Annotated in this window: 19 protein-coding genes; 18 read left to right on the top strand and 1 reads right to left on the bottom strand. The window is 43.0% G+C overall.

Features of this window, described 5'->3' with window-relative positions; all coding sequences use genetic code 11:
- Positions 1-108: 108 nt before the first annotated feature.
- The 9 genes from U9670_RS05310 (at position 109) to U9670_RS05270 (ending at position 8,657) form a co-directional block, all read left to right on the top strand.
- Complete coding sequence (locus tag U9670_RS05310; RefSeq protein ID WP_323841116.1) at positions 109-573, top strand: RDD family protein; 465 nt, start codon at positions 109-111, stop codon at positions 571-573.
- Positions 574-990: a YraN family protein gene (locus U9670_RS05305; protein ID WP_323841117.1), complete on the top strand. Its 417-nt coding sequence runs from the start codon at positions 574-576 to the stop codon at positions 988-990.
- 96 nt (positions 991-1,086) lie between these two features.
- Positions 1,087-1,950 (top strand): BON domain-containing protein, encoded by an 864-nt coding sequence (locus tag U9670_RS05300; protein ID WP_323841118.1) that lies wholly within the window; start codon positions 1,087-1,089, stop codon positions 1,948-1,950.
- 217 nt (positions 1,951-2,167) lie between these two features.
- Entirely contained in the window at positions 2,168-2,410 is a 243-nt protein-coding gene (locus U9670_RS05295; RefSeq protein WP_323841119.1) for a BolA family protein, read from the top strand.
- Between the two features lie 39 nt (positions 2,411-2,449).
- Positions 2,450-3,712 carry a UDP-N-acetylglucosamine 1-carboxyvinyltransferase gene (gene murA, locus U9670_RS05290; RefSeq protein WP_323841120.1) on the top strand — a complete coding sequence of 421 codons (1,263 nt, stop codon included), beginning with the start codon at positions 2,450-2,452 and terminating at the stop codon, positions 3,710-3,712.
- Between the two features lie 80 nt (positions 3,713-3,792).
- On the top strand, positions 3,793-4,440 hold the full coding sequence (gene hisG, locus U9670_RS05285) for an ATP phosphoribosyltransferase (protein WP_416381487.1): 648 nt from the start codon (positions 3,793-3,795) through the stop codon (positions 4,438-4,440).
- 14 nt (positions 4,441-4,454) lie between these two features.
- Positions 4,455-5,774: a histidinol dehydrogenase gene (gene hisD / locus U9670_RS05280; RefSeq protein WP_323841122.1), complete on the top strand. Its 1,320-nt coding sequence runs from the start codon at positions 4,455-4,457 to the stop codon at positions 5,772-5,774.
- A gap of 47 nt (positions 5,775-5,821) precedes the next feature.
- On the top strand, positions 5,822-6,913 hold the full coding sequence (gene hisC, locus U9670_RS05275; protein ID WP_323841123.1) for a histidinol-phosphate transaminase: 1,092 nt from the start codon (positions 5,822-5,824) through the stop codon (positions 6,911-6,913).
- Between the two features lie 214 nt (positions 6,914-7,127).
- Positions 7,128-8,657: a fumarate hydratase gene (locus U9670_RS05270; protein WP_501993683.1), complete on the top strand. Its 1,530-nt coding sequence runs from the start codon at positions 7,128-7,130 to the stop codon at positions 8,655-8,657.
- Positions 8,658-8,791: 134 nt separating this feature from the next.
- On the opposite strand, the gene U9670_RS05265 is transcribed toward U9670_RS05270, so the two are convergent.
- Complete coding sequence (locus U9670_RS05265; protein ID WP_323841125.1) at positions 8,792-12,439, bottom strand: Rne/Rng family ribonuclease; 3,648 nt, start codon at positions 12,437-12,439, stop codon at positions 8,792-8,794.
- A gap of 775 nt (positions 12,440-13,214) precedes the next feature.
- Here U9670_RS05265 and U9670_RS05260 point away from each other — a divergent pair.
- From U9670_RS05260 to U9670_RS05220, 9 genes are all read left to right on the top strand, one after another.
- Entirely contained in the window at positions 13,215-14,219 is a 1,005-nt protein-coding gene (locus U9670_RS05260) for an RluA family pseudouridine synthase (RefSeq protein ID WP_323841126.1), read from the top strand.
- Between the two features lie 202 nt (positions 14,220-14,421).
- Positions 14,422-15,948 carry an exopolyphosphatase gene (gene ppx, locus U9670_RS05255; protein ID WP_416381496.1) on the top strand — a complete coding sequence of 509 codons (1,527 nt, stop codon included), beginning with the start codon at positions 14,422-14,424 and terminating at the stop codon, positions 15,946-15,948.
- Positions 15,949-16,069: 121 nt separating this feature from the next.
- Positions 16,070-16,867: an acetyl-CoA carboxylase carboxyltransferase subunit alpha gene (locus U9670_RS05250; RefSeq protein ID WP_323841128.1), complete on the top strand. Its 798-nt coding sequence runs from the start codon at positions 16,070-16,072 to the stop codon at positions 16,865-16,867.
- A gap of 136 nt (positions 16,868-17,003) precedes the next feature.
- Entirely contained in the window at positions 17,004-18,353 is a 1,350-nt protein-coding gene (tilS, locus tag U9670_RS05245) for a tRNA lysidine(34) synthetase TilS (protein ID WP_323841129.1), read from the top strand.
- 88 nt (positions 18,354-18,441) lie between these two features.
- Positions 18,442-19,287, top strand: a complete 846-nt coding sequence (gene proC, locus U9670_RS05240) for a pyrroline-5-carboxylate reductase (RefSeq protein ID WP_323841130.1) — start codon at positions 18,442-18,444, stop codon at positions 19,285-19,287.
- A gap of 50 nt (positions 19,288-19,337) precedes the next feature.
- Positions 19,338-19,907: a YggT family protein gene (locus U9670_RS05235; protein ID WP_323841131.1), complete on the top strand. Its 570-nt coding sequence runs from the start codon at positions 19,338-19,340 to the stop codon at positions 19,905-19,907.
- 172 nt (positions 19,908-20,079) lie between these two features.
- Complete coding sequence (gene lnt, locus U9670_RS05230) at positions 20,080-21,699, top strand: apolipoprotein N-acyltransferase (RefSeq protein ID WP_323841132.1); 1,620 nt, start codon at positions 20,080-20,082, stop codon at positions 21,697-21,699.
- Between the two features lie 175 nt (positions 21,700-21,874).
- Positions 21,875-22,351, top strand: coding sequence for a hypothetical protein (locus U9670_RS05225; protein ID WP_323841133.1), 477 nt, complete (start codon positions 21,875-21,877; stop codon positions 22,349-22,351).
- A 79-nt stretch (positions 22,352-22,430) separates the two neighbouring features.
- Positions 22,431-23,957 (top strand): peptide MFS transporter, encoded by a 1,527-nt coding sequence (locus U9670_RS05220; protein WP_323841134.1) that lies wholly within the window; start codon positions 22,431-22,433, stop codon positions 23,955-23,957.
- Positions 23,958-23,963: the final 6 nt, after the last annotated feature.

The following is a 23,963-nucleotide window of genomic DNA, read 5'->3' as shown; positions in this document are numbered from 1 at the left end:
TTTTAAAGAAAAATCACAAAAAAATCTTGTTTATTGATGCAAAAAAATGGCGTAAATTTAAAAACTTTGCTATGCTAAGGGCCAAATTTTTTTTGTAAGGTATGAGTCATGAATAACGATTTTTATCATGTTGACCACCCTGCACGCAATAATATTGTGTATGAATACGCAGGTTTTTGGGTGCGTTTTGCCGCACATCTTGTGGACGGCGTGCTGTTTTTGCTTGTTGTTTTACCAATTTTGTATCTGACTTATGGTGATGCCTATTTTTCTAGTGATGAGCATTCTTTTGGTGTTGTTAATGTGCTGGTTACTTGGGTTTTACCAATTGTGATGACCATTTGGTTTTGGTTAAAAAAAGGGGCAACGCCTGGCAAAATGCTTTTTGGTCTAAAAGTGTTAGATGATAAAACGGGTAATTATCTGACTGTTGGGCAATCACTTGTTCGATATTTTGGCTATATTTTATCGTCTTTGGTGTTTGGCTTGGGCTATATTTGGGCGGCGTTTGATAAGAAAAAACAAAGCTGGCATGATAAACTTGCCAAAAGCGTTGTTGTGCGTGAACGCTAAATGCACCAGAGTGCAAAGCGTGTTGGCAATGCCTATGAGAACCGTGCTTGCCAAATGGTGCAAGATGGCGGACTGGCCATCATTATGCGTAATTACAATGTGCCAAGATTGGGCGAGATTGATATCATTGCTGAGGAATGCAAGACCAACCGACTTGGAAGGTTGGTAAAAACGCTTGTATTTATTGAGGTGCGTGTTAGGAGGCATGGTCAGTATCATCAATTTGCCAGTGCAATTGAGAGTATCACCCCTGCTAAGCAAAGCAAAATCATCGCAGCTGCGAATCATTTTTTACAAAACCATGTAGAGTTTATTAAGCATGACTGTCGTTTTGATGTCATTGCCTTTGATGAGTATGGAAAAAATGGACAAAACAGCATGAGTTACTGGCTAAAAGCGGCGTTTTTGGTGGAATGATAAAGTGGCGTGCCAGCCATTTTGGACCAAAAAACTGACAACCAAAAAGTTTGAACTAAAAACCTAAAAAAAAGAAGCTTAAAAAAGGTGGAAGTTATGAAAAAGTTAATATCTATTACTGTGTTTGGTGCGATGATGGCACTGACAGGGTGTAGTACGCTGACCATAAGTGGTGATGCCAATCAAAATTTTGGTTCCTATGAGTTGGGTCGTAGCTTGCCTGAGCGTATTATTGATGAAAGTATTGAATTTACTGCTCGCAAGAATCTATTACACATCAATGGGGTGAGTGAAAGTACGGTGCGTATTGCATTAGATAGCTTTCGCCGTGAAGTTTTGGTAACAGGCGAAGTGCCAAGTCAAGCCGTCAAGGCCGATATTGAAGCCATGCTAAAATCAATGAGAGATGTGGCAGTGGTGTACAACTACTTAACTGTTACTGATACGCCAAAAAGCCAAAGTCATACGGTGCATGAAAGCTATCTAAAATCTAAGATTAACGCACGCCTTATTACCAATCATGGCATCAAGGCATCGCAATATAAAATTATTGTTCGTGATCGCACAGCGTACATTATGGGCTATATGACAGCCATGCAGCAAGATTACATATTACAAGCAGTGCAACAAACCGCAGGCATGGCATCGGCGGTTACTTTGACAACTTTGGTCGGTAATGACAATGTGCCAAACACTGGCATGATAAGCTCTAGTACAGCTGATGTCGGTATGACCAATGCCAATACATCAGCCAGTGCTGTTACTGTAAATGCTGTAAAAAATGCACCAAACGGTGCAACCCATGGTGGTAATAAGCAGACGACTTCGTATGCCTTGCAAGAAATCTATATTCCAAATGCAAGTACTAATGCCCCAACCAACAGTGCTCCTGTCTATGCACCCAAAGGCAAGGCGACCAGTGATTATGTGCAACTATATCAAGGCACAAGCACGCCTTAACTTGTATCCGTTGATGGCAGTTGTTAAAACCTAATCGCAAATTATTTTTAAAAATGCGTCAAGTACCCCAGCTTTTTGACCAATATTGCTTGATCTATTGCTCAAAGTTGCTTGGGCATGAAAAATTTTAACAAAAATGCCATAAATCTGGGTATAAAAAGTACAACTTTTGCTATAATAAACTGCTTTTTTAATTTTTAAATACTTGGAAAAAACCATGAATGCTGATGATTTGATTAAATTGCTACGCCCACATTTCCCAGATGCTGAAATTCAAGCGGTAAATCAAGGTAATAAATTTGAGGTGTTAATTGTTGATGAATGCTTTCATGGCAAACGCCTTGTGCAACGCCAGCAGAGCGTTTATGCCATCGTCAATCCACGCATTCAAAGTGGAGAAATGCACGCTTTGACCATTCATGCCTTGACACCTGCTGAATATCAAACCAAACAAGGCTGATAGATCAATAGCTGACAGATAAATAAAATAGGATTTATCATGGATAAATTTAAAATCATTGGCAAAAGTCGCATTGCTGGCGAGGTTACTATCTCTGGCTCAAAAAATGCAGCATTGCCATTGCTTGCTGCGATGCTTTTGCCAAATGATGAAACCGTCCTGCATAATGTGCCAACCCTAAAAGACACCGAAACGCTTATCAAGCTCATTGCAGGCACTGGCGTTAGTATCAAAAAACAAGGCAATACCGTCATTGCAGATGCACGCTCTGTTACCAGCTATTATGCCCCTTATGAGTTGGTACGCACCATGCGTGCTTCTATTTTGGTGTTAGGACCGCTACTTGCTCGCTTTGGTGAGGCAGAGGTGTCGTTGCCTGGCGGGTGCTCTATTGGCTCTCGCCCTGTGGACCAGCATTTAAAGGCTTTTGAGGCATTGGGTGCAAGCATTGTTGTGGAAAATGGTTATGTCAAAGCCAGGGCACCTGCTGGTGGACGCTTGATTGGCTGTAACTTTGCTTTTGATATGGTAACGGTCGGCGGTACAGAAAATGTCATCATGGCAGCATCACTTGCCAAAGGTACGACCCGCCTAGAAAACTGTGCTTGTGAGCCTGAAGTGGTTGATTTGGCAAATATGCTGGTCGCCATGGGTGCAAAAATCAGTGGCATCGGTACGCCTACGATGATTATCGAAGGTGTGGCGAGTCTGCATGGTTGTGAGTATGGCGTGATTGCTGATCGTATTGAGACTGGCTCATATTTGGCAGGTGCTTTGATGAGTGAGGGTGATGTATTAACTAAAAATACATCAGCAGAATTTTTACACCCTGTCTTGAAAAAATTTGAGGCGATGGGTGCGAGCATCACCACAGGCGATGACTGGATTCGTGCAGTGATGAAAGGTCGCCCAAAGGCGGTGGATATTCGCACACAAGTTCACCCTGGATTTCCAACCGACATGCAAGCTCAATTGATGGCGGTGTGTTGTTTGGCAAAAGGCACAAGTACAGTGATTGAAAGTATTTTTGAAAATCGTTTCATGCATGTGCCAGAGCTTAATCGCATGGGGGCAAATATTCGTATTGATGGGCATACCGCCATTATCACAGGTGTAGAGACATTTACCCCTGCACCTGTGATGGCGACAGACCTGCGTGCATCTATGTCGCTTGTCATGGCGGCAGCGTGTGCCGAGGGTGAGAGTATCATTGATCGCATCTATCACATTGATAGGGGCTATGATGATGTGGAAAATAAATTAAAAGCACTTGGTGTGAATATTGAACGCATCAAGGGTTGATTTGAACGCACTGCCTGTTGGCGGTGCGTCTTATTTTGATAAGATAAAATTTAATAAGTTTAAAATTTGAAAAAGATGAGATGATGACAGATTTTAACGGTTTAACCATTGCCCTGTCCAAAGGGCGGATTTTGGACGAAACCCTACCTTTATTTCGGGAGGCTGGCATTCATCCGATAGATGATATGGATAAATCACGCAAACTGATCTTTGAAAGTAATGATCCTAATGTGCGATTTTTATTGTTGCGTGCTTCTGATGTGCCAACCTATGTTGAGCATGGAGCGGCAGATATTGGCGTATCTGGCAAAGATGTGCTGATGGAATATGATGCCAATGTCTATGAGCTTATTGATCTAAATATTGCCAAATGTCGCTTGATGACCGCAGGCATTAAAGGGGCTGTCTTACCGTCTCGCCGTTTGCGAATTGCCACCAAATACACCAATGTTGCCAGAGAATACTTTGCCAGCAAAGGTGAGCAGGTGGATATCATCAAGCTGTATGGCTCAATGGAGCTTGCACCACTGGTGGGCTTGGGCGATTTGATTGTTGATGTGGTGGATACTGGCAATACTTTGCGTGCCAATGGTCTTGAACCACTTGATGAGATTTGCCATGTTTCATCACGACTGATTGCCAACCCTGTCAGCTACAAGCGAAAGTTTGGCCAGCTACAACCAATTTTGGATATTTTGCAAAACGCTGTCCAAAATAACCATACTTAATCTTGGGGTAAATCATGCCAAATTTAGCCATATTAAATAGTCAAGATATTGATTTTAAAGAAAAATTATCTAAGTTGCTTGCTTTTGAAACCATCACTGATCAAGCATTGATTAAGACAGTTGATGACATCATCGCTCAGGTGCGTACCCAAGGTGATGAGGCGGTATTTGAATTGACCAAACGCTTTGATGCACATCCAGCTGACAGTATTGATGAATTATTTATCAGCTTTGATGAGCTAAAATCGGCTTTTGATGGTTTGACAGATGAGATTAAAACTGCCCTAGAATTTTCCGCCCAGCGTATTTTTGATTTTCATGAACATCAAAAAGAAGCAGGGTTTTTATTCACTGATGCTTTGGGGAATACATTGGGGCAAAAAGTGACACCTCTTGATCGTGTAGGCATTTATGTACCAGGTGGTTTGGCGAGTTATCCTTCTAGTGTATTGATGAATGCCATTCCAGCCAAAGTTGCAGGCGTGGGCGTGATTACGATGGTTGTTCCTGCACCAAATGGCAGGCTAAATCCGCTTGTCTTGGCGGCGGCATACTTGGCGGGCGTGGATAATGTCATTACAATTGGCGGTGCTCAGGCGGTGGCAGCATTGGCGTACGGCACAAAGCGTATTGACAAAGTAGATAAAATTACAGGCCCAGGCAATAAATTTGTTGCCGCTGCTAAGCGAGCTGTTTTTGGTCAGGTAGGTATTGATATGATTGCAGGCCCATCAGAGGTGTTGGTCTATGCTGAGGGTGAAAAAAACGATGATGCTGATTGGCTGGCGATGGATTTATTGAGTCAAGCCGAGCATGATACGGTGGCACAGGCGATTTTTGTTACCACTTGTGCCAAACAGCTCAATGATGTCAAAAATGCGTTGGATAAAGCGTTGAAAAGATTGCCAAAAGCCGACATTGCACGGCAAGCTTTGTCTGCTCGTGGGGCGTTAATCTTGGTCAAAGACCGAGATGAAGGGGTCGCGGTGATTAACCAAGTTGCCCCAGAGCATTTGGAGTTGTCATTGGATAAGCCACAGGAAGTTGAGAGGCTTATTCGTCATGCGGGGGCGATTTTTTTAGGTCGCCATACACCAGAAGCCATTGGCGACTACTGTGCAGGGTCAAATCATGTTTTACCAACATCAGGCACAGCACGATTTAGCTCACCACTTGGCGTGTATGATTTCACCAAAAAAACATCGATCATTTATTGTACGGCAGATGGCTCAAAGCCACTAGCAAAAACTGCAGACATATTGGCGGTGCAAGAAGACCTAAATGCACATGCCTTGTCGGCACGCTATCGTCATGATGTGGTGGATTTACAATAACATCAATCAAATACTTATTAAATAAGACAGTCAAATTAGGATAAAATATGAGTATTGACACAAGGCTTTGGAGTGGTAAGGTCCGCAGGCTAACCCCTTATGTGGCAGGCGAACAGCCAAAAATGGATAACTTGTGTAAATTAAACACCAACGAAAACCCATTTCCGCCAAGCCCAAAGGCAATCTTGGCCATGCAATCGGTGCTTGCTGACGATGGCCATGCACTCAGACTGTATCCTCAGTCTGAGTCAGACGAGCTTTGTCAGGTTTTGGCAGATTATCACGGGCTAAGTCGTGAACAGGTCTTTGTGGGGAATGGCTCTGATGAAGTATTGGCGTTTATTTTTGCTTGTTTTTTTGTCAAAGAGCGTCCGCTACTGATGCCTGATGTCAGTTATGGATTTTATCCTGTTTACGCACAGACCTTTGATGTGAATGTGCAGACCATCGCCCTAAAAGATGATTTTAGCATTGATCCTGATGATTATCGCATTCCGTGTGGCGGTGTGATTTTGCCAAATCCAAATGCCCCAACGGGTGTGTTATTGCCAATTGATGGTATTCGTAAGCTTGCTGATGAACATCCTAATGCTGTTATTGTTATTGATGAGGCGTATATTGACTATGCTGACGATGTTGGCAGTGCCTCGGCGGTCAGCTTGATTGGTGAGTTTGACAACATTGTGGTAACACAGACTTTTTCAAAATCTCGTTCATTGGCAGGTTTGCGTGTGGGTGCGGCATTTGCCAATGCCAATTTGATTGCCGCATTATCAACCTATAAAAATAGCTTTAATAGCTATCCTTTGGATAAAGTGGCACAGGCAGGGGCGATGGCCAGTATTTTAGATGATGAGTATTTTGAAGAAAAACGCCAAGCGGTGATTAAACTGCGTGAAAAATTAGCCAAGTCTTTGCAAAATCTTGGTTTTGATGTGTTGCCATCATCGGCAAATTTCTTATTTGTCAAGCCAAATCATGCCATGCTTTCTGCTAAAGATGTTTTTGAAAAATTGCGTGAGCGGGGCATCATCGTGAGGCATTGGGACGCACGACGCATTCAGGATTATTTACGAATTACGGTAGGCACAAATGCACAAAATCAGCGTTTGCTTGATGCACTTAGGCAGATTTTATAGGTTTTGAGCTGATTTGAGCGTGGTTAAATGTTTTAAAGCTCTGTCATTTTATGCTACAATGACAGAGCTTTTTTGTATTAATTTATCAGCCAGTTGCCAATTTAGCCAATTTAAAACAAGACAAACGAACGAAATTGTACAGGTAGTGCGGCAAGTAAGTTTGAAGGTATTGTTTTGAATAGGTTGGATTGTTTACAACCAGCCAAAAGGAATAATCATGACCGTCATCAAACAAGAAGACTTTATTGCCTCTATTGCCGATGCCTTCCAATATATCAGCTATTATCACCCTACCGATTACATCACTGCACTTGTTGATGCCTTAGAGCGTGAGGAAAATCCCGCTGCCAAAGATGCCATGACCCAGATTTTGGTTAATAGTCGTATGTGTGCCGAAGGACATCGCCCTATTTGCCAAGATACAGGCATTGCCACCGTGTTCCTAAAAATTGGCATGAATGTTAAATGGGATGCTACCATGAGTGTTACTGAGATGGTCAATGAAGGTGTTCGCCGTGCTTATAATCACCCTGATAACACCTTGCGTGCCAGTGTTCTTGCTGACCCTGCTGGCAGACGAGTAAATACTAAGGACAATACCCCAGCGGTGATTCACATGGAGGTGGTTGCAGGCGATACCGTAGATGTAACCTGTGCCGCCAAAGGGGGCGGTAGTGAGAATAAATCTAAACTTTCCATGCTCAATCCATCTGATGACATTGTGGATTGGGTGGTTAAAACTGTGCCAACAATGGGTGCAGGCTGGTGTCCACCAGGCATTCTTGGTATTGGCATCGGAGGTACGCCAGAAAAAGCCACACTTTTGGCCAAAGAAAGCCTGATGAGTCATATTGATATTCATAAGCTAAAACAAAAAGCAGAAGAGGGTGCGGATTTATCAACCACTGAAAAATTGCGTTTAGAGATTTTTGAAAAAGTGAACGCATTGGGTATTGGTGCACAGGGTTTGGGTGGATTAACAACTGTGCTAGATGTTAAAATCTTGGACTACCCAACTCATGCGGCCTCTAAGCCTGTGGCAATGATTCCCAACTGTGCAGCCACTCGCCACATTCATTTTGAACTAGATGGCAGTGGAGCAGCTGTTTTAACACCACCTGATTTATCGGTATATCCTGACATTACTTATAATCCTGAAAATGGCAAGAGGGTTGATGTCAATAACCTAACCAAAGATGAGGTGGCAACTTGGAGAACAGGCGATGTATTGCTTTTAAACGGTAAAATCTATACAGGACGAGATGCCGCTCACAAAAAAATGATAGATATGTTAAATAATGGTGAAAAGTTGCCTGTTGACTTTACCAATAAGCTGATCTACTATGTCGGCCCTGTGGATCCTGTGCGTGATGAAGTGGTCGGTCCAGCAGGCCCAACTACCGCCACTCGTATGGACAAATTTACTCGGCAAATGCTAGAACAAACAGGTCTGCTTGGCATGATTGGTAAGTCTGAGCGTGGTAAAGTGGCGTGCGAAGCCATTGCTGATAATAAGGCGGTCTATCTGATGGCAGTGGGTGGTTCAGCTTATTTGGTCTCTAAGGCAATCAAAGAGGCCAAAGTGGTCGCATTTGCTGAGCTTGGCATGGAGGCGATTTATGAATTTGAGGTGAAGGATATGCCAGTTACCGTGGCGGTTGACAGTAATGGTGTGTCGGTACATGCCACTGCACCAAAAATTTGGCAAGCTAAAATTGGTAAAATTCCAGTCACCGAAGCGTGATTATCTACCAAAAAATACAAAAAACCCAAGACCAATATGGCTTGGGTTTTTTGTATTAAATCAGACATTTTTTTATAAAGTCATTTGAAAAATAGGCATTAAAATAACAAATGCTTTGTATTTGTTAAGCCAGACTATTTGTTGGTGTCGCTTTCATTGGGGTCTTTTTTTAATTTGCTTTTTGAAATTTTTTCACCCGCCTTACGCACTTCAGACTTTGGCTTATTACCGCTTTTGCTTGCAGTCTTTTTGATGCGTGTCTTGGCAGGTTTTGGTTGTGCTAGGTTTAAAATGCCTACTTGGGGCAGTAGCTGACCTGCGACATTTTCAATCATGTCCTTATAACTGTTGGTACGCTTTTTAGACTTTTTGTTGTCTTCAGAGCTACTGGCATCTGGCGTTACTGATGAGTCGGCTACATCAGCAGGTGCCTTGCTTGACGCCTTTTGGTCGGTGGTAGAGACTTCATCAGTTTCATTTGCTTTGGTTGCTTTGTCGGTCTCATTAGTCTCATTGAATAAGTCGCCAATGGTGTCGCCAAGAGCATCAATGGCAGACTCCAAACCATCTTTGATTTGCTCAATGAGGGTTTCTTCTGGCTTTTCTTTGGATTTTGCCGTGTTTGCCTCATCAGCTTTGCTCTGTTTGGCGTCGTTGCTGTTGTCTGCTACCTGTGCTTGTTCATCAGATGTGGCGTCCATCTGCTTGGTTGAAGAAGCAGATTTGCTGGTATCAACTTTTGATTCATCAACTGCCAAACCAACCGATAAACCCACCGTCTTTTTGGGCAATGTTTCGTCCTGATTTGTGTTTTGTTTGGTTGTGTTCACTGTTGCATCTGACTCATTGCCTGCCTCAACAAAGTCTGGGTGCTGACCTCGTGGGTCGTTGGTGGCTCGGCGAGTAATGCGTAATGCTGGGGCTTTGGTTTTGCCTTGCGGAGCACTGATGCGTGATGCGACGCTGGTTTTTTTGTCAAATGCTGCTAGGTATGTAGTGGCCAATGGTGCATACCCATAATTAGAAAAATTAAATTCAGCAACAGAGACCTGATTTTTGGTGCAAGCATTGATGAAATTTTGCACAAAATCATCACCTTTATCCGTGCCAAGTACACGCTCAATGAATTCGCCAGCTGTACCAAAGACAGCATTTGGTTTACTTTCATTGGCAATGACGACTCTAGGGTCATTGACTGCTTTATTCATTTGACGAGCCAGTTCAATCAGGCGTGAATTGGGTGCGATGGTCTGGTTGCTAGCTTGGTCTGCAAATTGCTCCTCCATCTTGCCCATCTCTGCCTGCTGGGCATTGTCAGTGGCTATAACGGATGCGCTGACCTCCGCAACAGTAGGAGTGGTATTGTCTTGATTATGTGCTGGCGTGATGCTAAGCGTGTCAGCAGCATTAATCACTTCATCAGTAGTTTGGATTTTTGCATCAGGTGTAGTCAGATCTGATTGTGCGTTGATTGTTTTGTTGGGTTTGTCTGCCTTGACGACATCAGGCTTGCTACCATCTAGCGAAATGTGTATGGTTTCGCCTGTCTTTTCTTCCTTAATCATCGGTGTAACATTCACCACAACTTCGTTTGGCGTGTTTGTAACCGATGATTCTTTATGGGCTTGCTTGGCTCTTTCATCAGCTTTATGGTTGGGTCTGATGTTGTCAATGCTCAGTGTCTCACCACGCAAAATCTCACCACGAGAATCACGGCGAGAGCCTGATTCGCGTTTAGGATGGCTTGATTCTTCTTTTTTTGGTTTTTTGTCTGCCTTTTCTTTTGCTTCTTCAATAACAACTTCTTTTTTTACTTTTTTCTTATTGCGTCGTTCTTGGTTGTCTTCACGAGCGTTTCGCTCGGCCTTAGTGTTTGCTGTTCTTGCTGGGCGATTGTCATTGCCGCTACGATCGCTGCCTTCATTGTTACTGCTGTCTTTTGTGTTGTTTGTGTGTAGGACAAGGTTTGCTGTGCCACTTGCACCAAGGCTGACACCGCCTGCATTGATGATGGATTCAATGGCGGCGGCTGCATTTGAGTTGTTCAGACTGCCTGCAAGCTGTGCCTGTGGCTTTGGTGCAAATAAATTGGATAACCAAGCAGCAACTTGTGGCTCAGCTTTGACTTCTGCGACCGCTTGTTTTTCAATGGCTTTTTCACGCTTTTCGTTGGCGGTATTGGCTTTTTGCCAGCGATTTGGCGTGTCTTTGCCTTTATTTTCAACCTGTTCATTTTCGGTGTGCCAGTTGGTATCATAACCACGGTCGCCCATTTCTTCTTCTTCGGCGTGAGCGATGCGTTCATAGCTTGATGGTGCAAAGCCATCTGGGTTGAAGTGCAGGCTGAAATTTGGGCTCTCTAAGTGGGCGTGTGGCAAGACGGTGATGCGTGTGCCACTGTCTTGCTCTAAATACACAAGACTTTCGCGTTTTTCATTCAGTAAGAATGCAGCGATTTCAGTTGGTACCTCAGCTTGGATCTCGCCCATGCGTTCTTTTAGGGCAATTTGTTCAATTTGACGCATGATGGATAAAGAAAGCGAGCGTAAATCACGAATCATGCCATTGCCATGACAACGAGGGCAGATATAGCCTGTGGATTCTTCTAATGAAGGACGCAGACGCTGACGACTCATCTCCATCAAACCAAATTTAGAAATTTCGGCAAACTGCACACGAGCACGGTCGTGGCGAGTTGCTTCAATGAGGCGTTTCTCCACATCTTTTTGATGGCGAGCATCTGCCATATCAATAAAATCAATGACAATCAACCCCCCCATGTCTCTTAGGCGTAGCTGTCGTGCAATTTCGTCAGCCGCTTCTAGATTGGTGTGGTAGGCAGTTTCAGAGACATCAGAGCCCTTGGTAGATCTTGATGAGTTGATGTCAATGGCGACCATTGCCTCAGTTTGGTCAATCACAATAGAGCCACCAGACGGTAAGCGTACCTCTCTTTGATAGGCTGTTTCAATCTGGCGTTCAATGCCAAAGCGTGCAAACATTGGCTCATATTCGGTGTATTTGCGTAATTTATCAAGCTGAGTTGGCATGACCGCAGCGATAAAATTCGCCGCTTCGTTATAGGCGTTTTCGCTGTCAATCCACACTTCGCTAATGTCATCACGCAGATAGTCACGCACCGCACGAGTTACCACGCCAGCTTCTTGATGTACCAAACATGGGCTGGGACGCTTTTTGTTTTGATCTAGGATAGATGTCCAAATGTCTAACAGATGGTTCAAATCGTTTTGCAAATCCTCAAAGCCTTTACCAAGACCTGCTGTGCGTACAATGACGCTCATGCCTTTTGGAATGGATAGGCTTGCGATGATTTGCTTCATCTCTTCACGGACTTTGCCAGATATTTGACGGCTAATACCGCCAGCTTTGGCGTTATTTGGCATTAAGACAAGATAGCGACCAGCCAGTGAGATATAAGTTGATAATGCCGCACCCTTGTTGCCTCTTTCTTCTTTTTCAACTTGTACAATAACTTCATCGCCTTCTTTTAAAAGCTGTCTAATGTTATCTTCTCGTGCATTACCATGCAAGTATTCTGGAGCGATTTCACGCAAGGGCAAAAAACCTTGTCGTACTGAGCCATATTCAACAAAAGCCGCTTCTAGCGATGGCTCAACACGAGTGATATGGCCTTTGTAAATGTTGGCTTTTTTTTGTTCACGAGTGCGATTTTCTAGGTCAAAGTCGTATAGGTGATTGTCTTTGCACAGTGCAACACGAACTTCTTCGTTGTGTGTGGCGTTGATAAGAATGCGTTTCATGGTGTTCCTTAACTAAAATTGACTTGGATTGTCCAAGTAAAGTTTGGCAACACCGTTTGATGATGGCCTAAGAGATGTTTTTTGGATTTGACATTTCTTAGGTGATTAAAAGATTATTATAAAGATGGTGTATCTATCTTATGAGTGACTCACAAGATAAGCTGGTCAACCATTGACTCATTTTATTTGTCAAATTTAACCACCCTCACATAGCAACAGGTGGTATAAAAAATTCTTAATATGCTTAGCTGTGTTGATTGCACAACACAGCCACAACCGTTGCCTGCACCAAGGTTGCAAGTGGTATTTTGGGCTTGTCTTCTTTCAAAGGCAGAGTTTGTCTTGTGCCAATGAGCCAAAATTAACCACAAAAATTAATAAAAATTTCATTGTGTAGAACTTTGCAAATCAGCTTAAAACTTGGCAAAATTCTTACATTCATATTGATAATCTTTTTGTGTATCTCAAACGGATGTTGTGGCATTTACTGCCAAAAAATTTGTTGGGTTGCCATATAAATCAATGCGGTGTGTCAGACCGATACGCTGCTCTGTGCAGTTATAAAATCAAGCCATCTGTGACCGATATTTCATAAAATTGATTTAAAGATTTGGTAAAAAGGCGTTTTTGATTGAGAATTTCGCCTTTTTGCGTGCAACATGCTAAACTATACCAAAATTTCAGTCATTTTCCTACCAAAAATTTTCTATTTTTAACAATTTTTACTAAAATTATGCAAAAAAAACGCCAATTCACCAAAAATACGACCAATAAAATGCAAAGTGTACGCAAATCAACATCAAAATTGGTCCAAAAAATTCAAAGTGCTGATGATGCCATCAGTGATTTTAGTCGGGTTAATTTTATCACGGTAACACCTAACCAAGATGGTCAGCGTATTGATAATTTTTTGCTGGCAAGGCTTAAAGGATTGCCTCGTTCGCACCTTTATAAACTCATTCGAGATGATGAAATTCGTATCAATAAAAAACGCTGCAAGCCTCACGATCGTTTGGCAGTAGGAGATGTGGTGCGTGTTGCGCCTGTGCGTCTGTCGGTGCGTGAGGAGCCTGTGATCAGCGAGGGTTTTGCCAACTCATTGTTAAATCGTATCATTTTTGAAGATGAGGGTTTGATTGTGCTTAATAAGCCAAGTGGCATGGCGGTGCATGGTGGATCTGGCGAAAGTTTTGGGGTCATTGAAGCGATGCGTGTGGCAACTGGCAAAAAATATCTTGAACTCATTCACCGCATTGATAAAGACACCTCAGGGCTGTTGCTCATTGCTAAAAAACGCAGCACCTTAAAAAGCTTGCAAGAAAATTTTCGTGAAAAAAGTATTCAAAAAAGTTATCTGTGTTTGGCGGCAGGCCATGTTAAAGCAGATACGCAAATCATTGATAAGCCGTTGTTAAAATACACTTTGCCAAGCTCAGAGCGTCGTGTCAAAGTGGATAAAGATGGCAAACCCAGCCAGACTCGCATTCAAATTTTGGCACGCTTTGAGATTGATGGGCAGGCGGTTAGTTTGGTGCAAGCGTCGCCACTGACAGGGCGGACTCATCAGATTCGTGTGCATATGGCAAGTATCGGTCATGCACTATTGGGCGATGATAAATACTTGACCCAAGATGCTCCTGCTGTACCTCGTCTGTGTTTGCACGCTTGGCAATTGGTGTTTACTCATGGCGATGCTAATCTGCCAACTAAATTCATCGCCGATGTGCCATCTGATATGGCAAACTTATTTCCAGAAAAATGTGGGTTTTTTGTTGCTTAAATGAGATGAGAAAAAGGTAAAAGGTTTGATAAAATTTGATCATCAAAAAAATGTCAAATTGTCAATACTGATGGTTTGATTGTATGTTGTACAAAACACAAAAAAGCACAATGTTGTTGTTTTATTGACTGCTTGCCAAATGTACTTGTATTGAAATAAAAATTTAGGAAAACTTATGAAAACTGTGCAAATTGATACCACCATGCGTCATGAGCAAATCGCCAAATCCATCACCGAGGCGGAGGCTTTGGTTGGTCGAGAAGAGCTGATCGGCTCGATTGATTTGGGTTCAAATAGCTTTCATCTTGCCATCGCACGCCTTGATCATGGTGAAGTGCGTAAGGTGGCATCGATTTCTGAGAAGGTTCAGTTGGCCGCAGGGCTTGATGAAAACAATGTTCTGTCTGGTGAAGCAATGCAACGAGGACTTGATTGTCTGCATCGTTTTGCTCAGCATGTAACCGAGGTCAATCCAAGTCTACTACGCATTGTGGCGACCAATGCCTTGCGTAAGGCGGTGAATGCACAAGAATTCATCAGGCGTGCTAATCGGTTGTTGCCACGCCCCATTGAGGTCATTGCAGGGCGTGAGGAAGCGCGTTTGATTTATCTGGGTGTGTCGCACTCAAACGCCAGTACTGATAAGCGTTTGGTGATTGATATCGGTGGTGGTTCAACCGAGTTCATCATTGGTCAGGGTTTTGAGCCACTTGAAATGGAAAGTTTGCAGATGGGCTGTGTGTCATTCACCAAAAAATTTTTTGCCGATGGCAAGATTACCGAAACTGCTTTTGATAATGCCATGAAAACCACTGAAACCGAGCTATTATCTATTGCAAAACGCTATAAAAGAGTTGGCTGGGATAATGTCATTGCATCAAGTGGTACGGCCAAGGCAACACTGCTTGTGCTACAAGAGCTGGGTTTGGCAGATGAGTTTATCACCATTGAAGGCATGATGAAATTAAAACACCAGCTCATCAAGATTGGTAAAGTCAATAAGATTAACTTTGAAGGTGTAAAGGCACACCGACAAGCGGTTTTTCCTGCGGGTGTGGCAGAGTTATATGCCATCATGCAGACGCTTGGCATCAAGCAACTTGGCTATTCTGATGGAGCATTGCGTGAGGGGGTGATGTATGATATGTTGGGTCGGTCTGGTGATGAAGATGTGCGAGACCGTAGCATTGCAGCGATGGCAGAGCGATATTCGGTCAATATCAAGCAGGCAAATCGGGTAATGACAACTTGTGCAAGGCTGTTTGAAAGCAGTAAAGACAAGTTGGATTTTGATGATGAAGACCGTGATTTATTGAGACGGGCGGCAAATCTGCATGAAATTGGGCTTGCGATTGGACACAGTAATTATCAAAAGCACAGTGCTTATTTGCTAGAATTTTCTGACATTGCAGGATTTTCTCAGGCGGGGCAGGCGATGATGGCACAAATTGCCTTGCACCATAGACGCAAATTAAAGGCAGATGCACTTGAGACTGTGGAGAATTTAGGTGGTCGCAAATTGCTCTATCTTTGCTTAATTTTGCGTTTGGCGGTGCAAGCTAATCAAAGCCGTACCACCAAAGCAGCGCCAATTTCGCTTAAAATTGTAAAAAAAGACCATTGGCAAGTTTCGGTGGGTGAGGGCTTGCACGCAGAGCTGATCGGTACGCAGCTAAATGCTGATGTGGTACAGTTTGCCAAATGGGGTGTGGTGCTTGAAGTGGCCTAGGTGGCATCTAAAAAGCAGTGAATTTGACATTGGCCATTTAAAAAAATGACAAAATAATTAGCAAATATCAAAAAATATGCTACACTAACTAAGTTTACATTTGTTCATTTAGGATAAAAAGATGAGTACAGTTTGGGAAAGTGTTCAGCTTGCTCGCCATGCCAAGCGACCATTATTTTTAGATTATGTGTCGGAGATGTTTACTGAGTTCGATGAGCTACATGGTGATCGAGCCTTTGCAGACGACAGAGCGATTATCGGTGGTTTGGCTCGTTTTGATGGTGAGCCTGTGTTGGTGGTTGGTCAGCATCGTGGCCGTTCAACTCGTGAGCGTATCGCCCATAATTTTGGTATGGCACACCCAGAAGGCTATCGCAAAATTATCCGCCTAGTACAGCTTGCTGAGCGTTTTGGCCTGCCTGTGTTTACTTTTATTGATACACAAGGTGCGTATCCTGGCGTGGGTGCTGAAGAGCGAGGTCAGGCAGAAGCGATTGCTAAGTCAATTGCGGTATTTAGTAGCCTTAAAACACCTATCATTGCCACCGTTATTGGCGAGGGCGGTTCAGGTGGTGCACTTGCTATTGGTGTGGCAGACAGAGTCAATATGCTTGAAAACAGTATTTATTCGGTCATTTCCCCTGAGGGCTGTGCATCTATTTTGTGGAAAACCGCTGAAAAAGCACCTGATGCGTCTGAGGCATTAAAACTAAACGCCAATAATTTGTATCAGCTTGGGTTGATTGATGAGGTCATTCAAGAGGGTTTGGGTGCACACCAAGAACCTAAATTGGTCATGGACACGCTAAAAGCCACACTGGCTCGTCAGCTTGATGAACTTAAACAACTACCAACTGACGAGCTGTTAGAACAGCGTTATCAGCGTTTGATGTCGTTCAACTCAACGGTTTCGCTGTGATTGTTGTTGGTTTGATTTAAAAAAAACTTCACAAAAAATGCTTAAAAAAGTTAGAATGATGATATTCTAGCTTTTTTATTGCCAGTCTTACCATCTATTTTCTACTTTGCTATTAATTTTATTGTCAGTTTGATTCATGCTTGATCAATTATCGCAAATTCTAAAAATTCATCAAAAAAACTTGGCAGACGGTCAGCTGTTTTTGGCGTGTAGTGGTGGGCGAGATTCGCTTGCCTTGGCGTGGGCGTGCAAATTGCTCTATGAACAAGGCAAATTACCAATGTTACCAACCTTGCTTCATGTGCATCATGGTTGGCAAAGCGTCAATGATGATTGGGCTAAGTTGGTGCAAAATTGGGCAGGCGAACAAGGTTTTATCTGCCAGATATTGCCTGTCAGTTTACAAAAAAATAGCGAGACCGCTGCTAGAATTGCTCGTTATGATGCCTTCATGAATGTGATGAATGATGGCGATGTACTGTTGGTTGCTCACCATGCGAACGACCAAGCCGAAACCATGCTGATGCGTCTTATTAATGGGGCGGGTGTGCAGGGTTTATCAGCAATCAAAGTTTGGCAACAAAAATGTTGCAAAGACAAGACAATACGGCTTTTTCGCCCCATGCTGACCATCACTCGTGATGAGATTAGCCAATTTGCCAGACAGCATCATTTGCCTTATGTGGACGATCTGACCAATCTTGATGATAAGTATGTGCGTGGCAGACTTCGCAATCATGTCATGCCGACTTTAAAGCAAATTAACCCAAAAGCGATACAAAATATTGCAAGAACTGGCGAGCTTTTAGCACAGTCTGCCCAGATTGTGGATTGGGTTGTTGGTGAAAAAATGGCTTGGGTGGTGAGTGCTACATTTTCACAGCCTCCATTTTGTGAGGTGTTGGATATTGATAAATTGACAACTGTCCCACACTTGTTGCAATCTGCCCTGATTCATGCGTGGCTGACACAAGATGAGCCGTTACCGCCAAGTCATAGGCTGGTTCAAGATGTGTTGCATCTTGTTCATCGCACAAGCAATGACCATCAGACACAGCTGTTTTGGCAAGGGGAAAGCGGTTATGTCATTGGTCGATATGGCAAGTATATCTACCGTTATCGTGATGATGCTTGGGACTGTCTACTGGCGGAGAATCAAGGAGATGATGCCATTGATTTTGGGGGCTGTGGTGGTATTTTTACCCTAAAAAATTGCAAAAATTGTATGATACATTGGCAGATCCCTGATGACTTGATAGGGCGATTTATCACCATAAAAAGCGTAACACGACAAATGGTTGTGCCATTTTTTCATAAACATCTACACGGTAAAAAGCTTATGCAGACACTTGGTATCCCTGTATGGCTAAGGGATAATTTATGGCTTGTTTGTTGTGAGGATAGGCCAGTTTTGTTGCTTACAGTCGGGTGTGCATGGCGACTTGACAATAAAGATGTCATGATAAAGGGTGCTTACTTTGCTTGATGGGTGTAGATGGTGTACAATGGTGCGTGAATCGCTGATGTATTAACCGATATGATATATTGATGAGTGGTGGTCATTAAGGAATGCTATGAATAATTTGAATAATGTCATGAATCACAAAAAAATCGTCTTTATTGGCGGTGGTAATATGGCTAATGCCATCATTGATGGGCTGTTGAAAGTTAAACATGCCACAGGGCTTGATTTTGAAATTTGCGTATCCGACCGTAATGAGCCTAAGCGTCAATCTTTCATAGCCAAGGGTGTGCAAGCGATTGGCCCAGATGAGGCATGGACTGTTGTTGCTGATGCTGATGTGGTGGTGCTGTCGGTCAAGCCACAAGTGATGAAAGAGGTGTGTCAAATAATTGCACCGCATCTATCCACTCAGCTTGTGCTGTCTGTGGCAGCAGGGCTATCGGTTGAGGCTTTACAAAATATGCTCAATGGCTACACAAAAATTGTCCGTAGTATGCCAAATTTACCATCAGCCATAGGACTTGGGGCGACAGGGCTGTTTGCCCATCATCTGAATGATGATGATAAGGCCATCGTGAATGCCATCGTGAGTGCCTCTGGCCTTGTTGTATGGCTTGATGATGAAAATCTCATGCACGCAGTAACAGCAGTTGCAGGCTCTGCACCTGCATATTTTTTCTATATTTTAGAAAATATGATTGAAAAAGCGATACAAATGGGGCTGGATAAAGACAGTGCTAAGGCTCTGGCCATTCAAAGCCTTATCGGTGCAGGCGAGCTGGCAAAAAACGCTGAGCCAGCAACTTTGCGTGCGCAGGTAACCTCAAAAGGCGGTACGACCGCTGCAGCATTGGCGGCTTTTGATGAAAAAGGCTTGGCAGGAGCCATTCAAGATGGCATGGACGCTTGTGCTTATCGCAGTCGTGAGCTTGGTGGCATATTAAGCCAAGGCTGACTTGTTGGCGGTTTGATTAAAATTTGGATTTGAGTAATGGTTTGGTATTTATGAATACACCTCTTTTTATTCTTGCTAATGCTGTGATTAATTTTGCATTGGTGGTGTTATTTTTACGGTTTATGTTTGAATTTGCCCAAGTGGATGCAAAAAGCCCTTATATGCAAGCTACCAAGCGTATGACAGGCGTGGTTGATGTGTTCTCTGGTATCTTTCCTAATGTTGGCTCGGAGCGTCATATCAGCACAGCGGCGATTGTGTTGATGTTATTGTTGTATTGGGTCAATATGACAGCAAATGTTTTTATTTTAAAAGAATCAATAGATGCAATAACGCTGTTTTTTGTGGGGACGCTTCAGGCCATCATTAAATTTTTAGCGATGCTACGCTACATCATCATTGGGTCGGTGATTGCAAGCTGGGTTGTGATGTTGATGAATGTCTCACACCCTGTGGCATATCTCATCATGCAGTTATCCGAGCCGATCATTGCACCGTTTCGCCGTATCATACCTAATCTTGGTATGCTTGACTTATCTCCGATTGCGGCGATTTTTGGATTATTACTTGCACAAGAGTTCATCACCATTATTGGTGGCAATATTTTGGGAAGAATGTAAATTAATCACCAAAAAAAACCAAAAAAGTTTGCAAGGCATGGATTTGGTGTTTTTTTAAGGTTGTCAAAAGCCAGTTGTTCAACTTTAAAAACACAAACCTTGCTTTGTGTTTCTTTGCGTATCATTTTAAGCACTGTTAAAGCCTCTTTTAAATCACCATAAGAAAATTTTTATGACAACAAAGTCCATTTACCACCCAGTCATTCCAACCAACAAAGCCAAATCAACCATCAGACAAAAGCGTGCCATTGGCTTGCCTGTGGGTGTGGCAATGCTATTGGCATTGCTTGCTGGTGGGGTGTTTAGTTTGGCACTTGCCCCCTATCATTTATGGCCTGTGGCGATATTTTCTGTCATGGCTTTATATGCACTGCTCATCAATGAAGATGGTGCGTGCAGGGCTTTTTGGATTGGGCAGGCTTATGGTTTTGGTACTTGGGCGGTTGGTGCCTTTTGGCTGTATCATTCGATTCATGAATATGGTGCCATTTCGTCTTGGTTGGCGGTCATCATGATTGGCATGATGGCGATGGTGATGGGGCTATTTCATGCGGTGTTTGCATGGGTTTTTGTACGCTTTGTCGGCCGACAACCTCTTGCTTTTGCATCGCTTTGGGTGATTCAAGAGTGGCTTAAAACTTGGGTATTTTCTGGCTTTCCTTGGCTTTTTGTTGGTTATGTATTTACTGAGCAGTCTTGGATAAATGGGCTTGCACCTATTTTTGGGGTGTTTGGTATCAGTTTTGTGGCGGTATTTTTTGCAGCATCGGTAGTGGAGTTGTTCCGCCAAAAATTGGCTTTTTTTGTTCTGTCAGTTTTGGCGTTATTGGCAAGTTTTTTAGTCGGTCAAGCTGACTGGGTCAAAATTAATAATGATAAATTGTCCGTTTCTCTTGTGCAAGGCAACATTCCTCAAGACTTAAAATGGCTGACCCAATATCGCACACATACATTGGAAATTTATGAAAATTTATCCAAAAGCGAGTGGGGTCGTGATGTCGTCATATGGCCAGAGGCAGCGATTCCAATGTCTCAAAATGAGGCCAGACCTTTTATCAATCATATCGCCAGCACTGCCATACAACATGATTCAGCTTGGGTAACAGGGCTGATGTATCGTGATTTTGATGGATATGATGAGACCAAAGATGCTTATCCATCGATCTATAATAGTGTTGTTGCCATTGACAATACTGGTGTTGGTCTTTATAAAAAACAACGCCTTGTGCCCTTTGGGGAATATGTGCCTTTTGCGGGGCTGTTAAATATTTTGCCAGACCTTGCCAATATGCAAGGGACGGTGAACATCAGTGCAGGTGATGACACCCAATCGCCACTGACTGTCAAGGATAAAAACATGGGTGCAGCCATCTGCTATGAAGTGGCCTATCCAGACACGACACGCCTCAATGCCAAAAATGCCGAGGTACTGCTGACAATTTCTAACGATGCATGGTTTGGTACGACAGCAGGGCCTTGGCAGCACCTACAAATGGTGCAAATGCGTAGTCTTGAAACGGGACGCTATTTCATTCGAGCGACCAACACAGGCATTACAGCCATCATCAATCACAAAGGACAAATCGAAAGTCAGGCACCACAGTTTAAACGCACCATTTTGCGTGGCGAGGTACCAATGGTGGTTGGTGTAACACCTTTTGTGCGGTTTGGTAGCTATCCTATTTTGGGGCTAAGTGCACTGCTTATTATCCTAAGTTTTATGGCCAAAAATAGCCAATCTGCTACCAGTCTTAACCAAAAATACTACACAGCTAAAGGCGTGCGTGATTGATGTCTACCAAAAATTTCATCAAAAGATAATCAGTAATCATTGATGAAGCTGATTGCTTTTTTGCACAATAATTCCTTGATATGTCAAAGGAATTGTACAAAAAAGTAAAATTTGGTATATAATAGAGTAAATTTATTTTAACTTAACAACCAACCATCGTTACGACAGGTGATTTATGGCACATGATGCATCAAATAACAACCCAACCAAAGAAACGCTATCGGCACTAGTTGGCATCGTTCTTTTACTTGTGATGATTGCAGGTATTGCTATTTTTGCATGGCTGCGTCCAGCAGGAGAGCATCAGCCAACAGCATCAGTAGCGGAGTCTGCCCCTACAACCGAAGCAATGCCAGCGGCGGATACGCAGGCGAGCGGTGTTGCGGTAGCGGAGGCTCAAGAAAAACTTGAGCAAACAGGTGAAAACACCCAAGCACCAACACAAGCAACAGCTACCGAAGATAAACCAGCTGCTGAAACTGCCCCTACTGAAACAACAAATCCAGCACCTGTATCAGAAACAGCTGAGCAAAAAGCACAAGCACAAACCGAAGCTAAAATTGACGAAAAAAATAAGTTTTTAATGATGTTTTATCATTCATCAATACCTAAAACAACCTTGTTGTACGGCAAGGTTGTTTTTATTGTATGAATTGCTACCAAAATAAATAATGCGATTAATTGGTTTTTAACCAAAAAATCATACTTAAAACAAACAAAAAAGAGTTAAGATGTCAAATTCTGATTTTCAACAACTGGATAAAGATTTTTTGGGCCACCCAAAACCACTACAAGGATTATTCTTTGTAGAAATGTGGGAGCGTTTTTCTTATTATGGCATTCGTCCGCTATTATTGCTCTTCATGACAACTGCCATCGCCTCTGGTGGTTTTGGCTTTAATGATGAGACGGCAGCGGCGATTTATGGTCTGTTTAGTGGTATGCTTTATCTTGTGCCATTGGCTGGCGGTTGGTTGGCTGATAATTGGCTGGGTCAGGAGCGTTCATTGTGGTGGGGTTGCATCATCATGGCACTGGGGCATTTGGCCATTGGTATGTCTGCCTTTCCCATGCTTGGCATGACGATGTTTTTTATTGGTTTGGTTTTGCTGGTGCTTGGTACAGGCTTATTTAAAACTTGTATTGCGGTCATGGTTGGCTCATTGTATGCACAAGATGATGAGCGTCGTGATTCTGGTTTTACTGTATTTTATATGGCAATTAACATTGGTGCGATGATTGCCCCTTTGGTGACAGGCTTTTTTGCTGAAAAAGGGCAATGGCATACAGGGTTTACCATCGGTGGTGTGGGCATGCTTGTTGCGTTGTTGATATATCGCTTTGTTGCCAAAAAACAGCTTGCTCAATACGCCAATAGCAAAGGCATGACGGTAAGCTGGGAGAAACCTGTACGCAAGGTTAATCATGTGGGCAAAGCGGTTTTTACACTGTTTTTGATATTGTGCACTTTGGTGGTTTTTATCATAACAGATGTCATCAGCATTAATGTGGTCATGCTTCGTGATATGCTGACCTATCTGATTATCGGTGCGTTGTTCTTATTTTTTGGGTGGGCTTTTTTGAGCTTGCGTTTTGATAAGGCGGATAAGATACGCCTGTTGGTGTGCTTTTTTTTAATCATCGGTGCGTCTTTATTTTGGTCAAGTTTTGAACAACAACCTGCGTCATTTAATCTGTTTGCTGAGCGTTATACTGATCGTCATTTGGGTGATTTTAGCATTCCAACGGTATGGTTTCAGTCGTTAAATCCGATTTTTATCATTCTGTTTGCTCCTGTGGTGAGCATGGTTTGGATTAAGCTTGGCAAGCATCACAAAAATCCAAATAGCATGACGAAGTTTGCGCTCGGTATGCTGATTGCCGCAGTGGCTTTTGCGATTATGATTGGTGCAAGTCAGCTTATTGTGAGTGGTAGTGCAGGTGTCTCAATGGCGTGGCTGATATCATCAATGTTCTTTTTGACATTGGCTGAGTTGTTCATTTCACCTGTGGGCATGAGTAGTATGACTCAACTTGCTCCCAAAGGAATGCAAGGGGTAATGATGGGTCTGTGGTATACCTCGGTCTCATTGGGCGGCCTGATTGGTTCTATTTCTGCTGGTTATGTGTCGGCTGAGACCATCGTTGATTTGCCAAAGCTGTTTTTGACATTGGCAATATTCTTGGTGGTATCTGGTGTACTTTTGTTGGTGTTATCAAAGCCAATCACCAAGATGCTAAGTGGTGTTGAAAAGTGATGTTGA

It is taken from the genome of Moraxella tarda (assembly GCF_035181405.1).
Lineage (GTDB): Bacteria > Pseudomonadota > Gammaproteobacteria > Pseudomonadales > Moraxellaceae > Moraxella.
Note: the sequence above shows the minus strand (reverse complement) of the source record. Positions and strands in the feature narration are given on the sequence as shown.

Coding starts and splice junctions, on each gene's coding strand:
- U9670_RS05310 (WP_323841116.1), top strand. CDS start 109: ATGAATAACGATTTTTATCATGTTGACCACCCTGCACGCAATAATATT.
- murA (WP_323841120.1), top strand. CDS start 2,450: ATGGATAAATTTAAAATCATTGGCAAAAGTCGCATTGCTGGCGAGGTT.
- lnt (WP_323841132.1), top strand. CDS start 20,080: ATGACAACAAAGTCCATTTACCACCCAGTCATTCCAACCAACAAAGCC.
- hisC (WP_323841123.1), top strand. CDS start 5,822: ATGAGTATTGACACAAGGCTTTGGAGTGGTAAGGTCCGCAGGCTAACC.
- U9670_RS05250 (WP_323841128.1), top strand. CDS start 16,070: ATGAGTACAGTTTGGGAAAGTGTTCAGCTTGCTCGCCATGCCAAGCGA.
- U9670_RS05220 (WP_323841134.1), top strand. CDS start 22,431: ATGTCAAATTCTGATTTTCAACAACTGGATAAAGATTTTTTGGGCCAC.
- hisG (WP_416381487.1), top strand. CDS start 3,793: ATGATGACAGATTTTAACGGTTTAACCATTGCCCTGTCCAAAGGGCGG.
- ppx (WP_416381496.1), top strand. CDS start 14,422: ATGCGTCATGAGCAAATCGCCAAATCCATCACCGAGGCGGAGGCTTTG.
- U9670_RS05295 (WP_323841119.1), top strand. CDS start 2,168: ATGAATGCTGATGATTTGATTAAATTGCTACGCCCACATTTCCCAGAT.
- U9670_RS05225 (WP_323841133.1), top strand. CDS start 21,875: ATGGCACATGATGCATCAAATAACAACCCAACCAAAGAAACGCTATCG.
- U9670_RS05265 (WP_323841125.1), bottom strand. CDS start 12,439: ATGAAACGCATTCTTATCAACGCCACACACAACGAAGAAGTTCGTGTT.
- U9670_RS05260 (WP_323841126.1), top strand. CDS start 13,215: ATGCAAAGTGTACGCAAATCAACATCAAAATTGGTCCAAAAAATTCAA.
- U9670_RS05235 (WP_323841131.1), top strand. CDS start 19,338: ATGAATACACCTCTTTTTATTCTTGCTAATGCTGTGATTAATTTTGCA.
- U9670_RS05300 (WP_323841118.1), top strand. CDS start 1,087: ATGAAAAAGTTAATATCTATTACTGTGTTTGGTGCGATGATGGCACTG.
- proC (WP_323841130.1), top strand. CDS start 18,442: ATGAATAATTTGAATAATGTCATGAATCACAAAAAAATCGTCTTTATT.
- tilS (WP_323841129.1), top strand. CDS start 17,004: ATGCTTGATCAATTATCGCAAATTCTAAAAATTCATCAAAAAAACTTG.
- hisD (WP_323841122.1), top strand. CDS start 4,455: ATGCCAAATTTAGCCATATTAAATAGTCAAGATATTGATTTTAAAGAA.
- U9670_RS05305 (WP_323841117.1), top strand. CDS start 574: ATGCACCAGAGTGCAAAGCGTGTTGGCAATGCCTATGAGAACCGTGCT.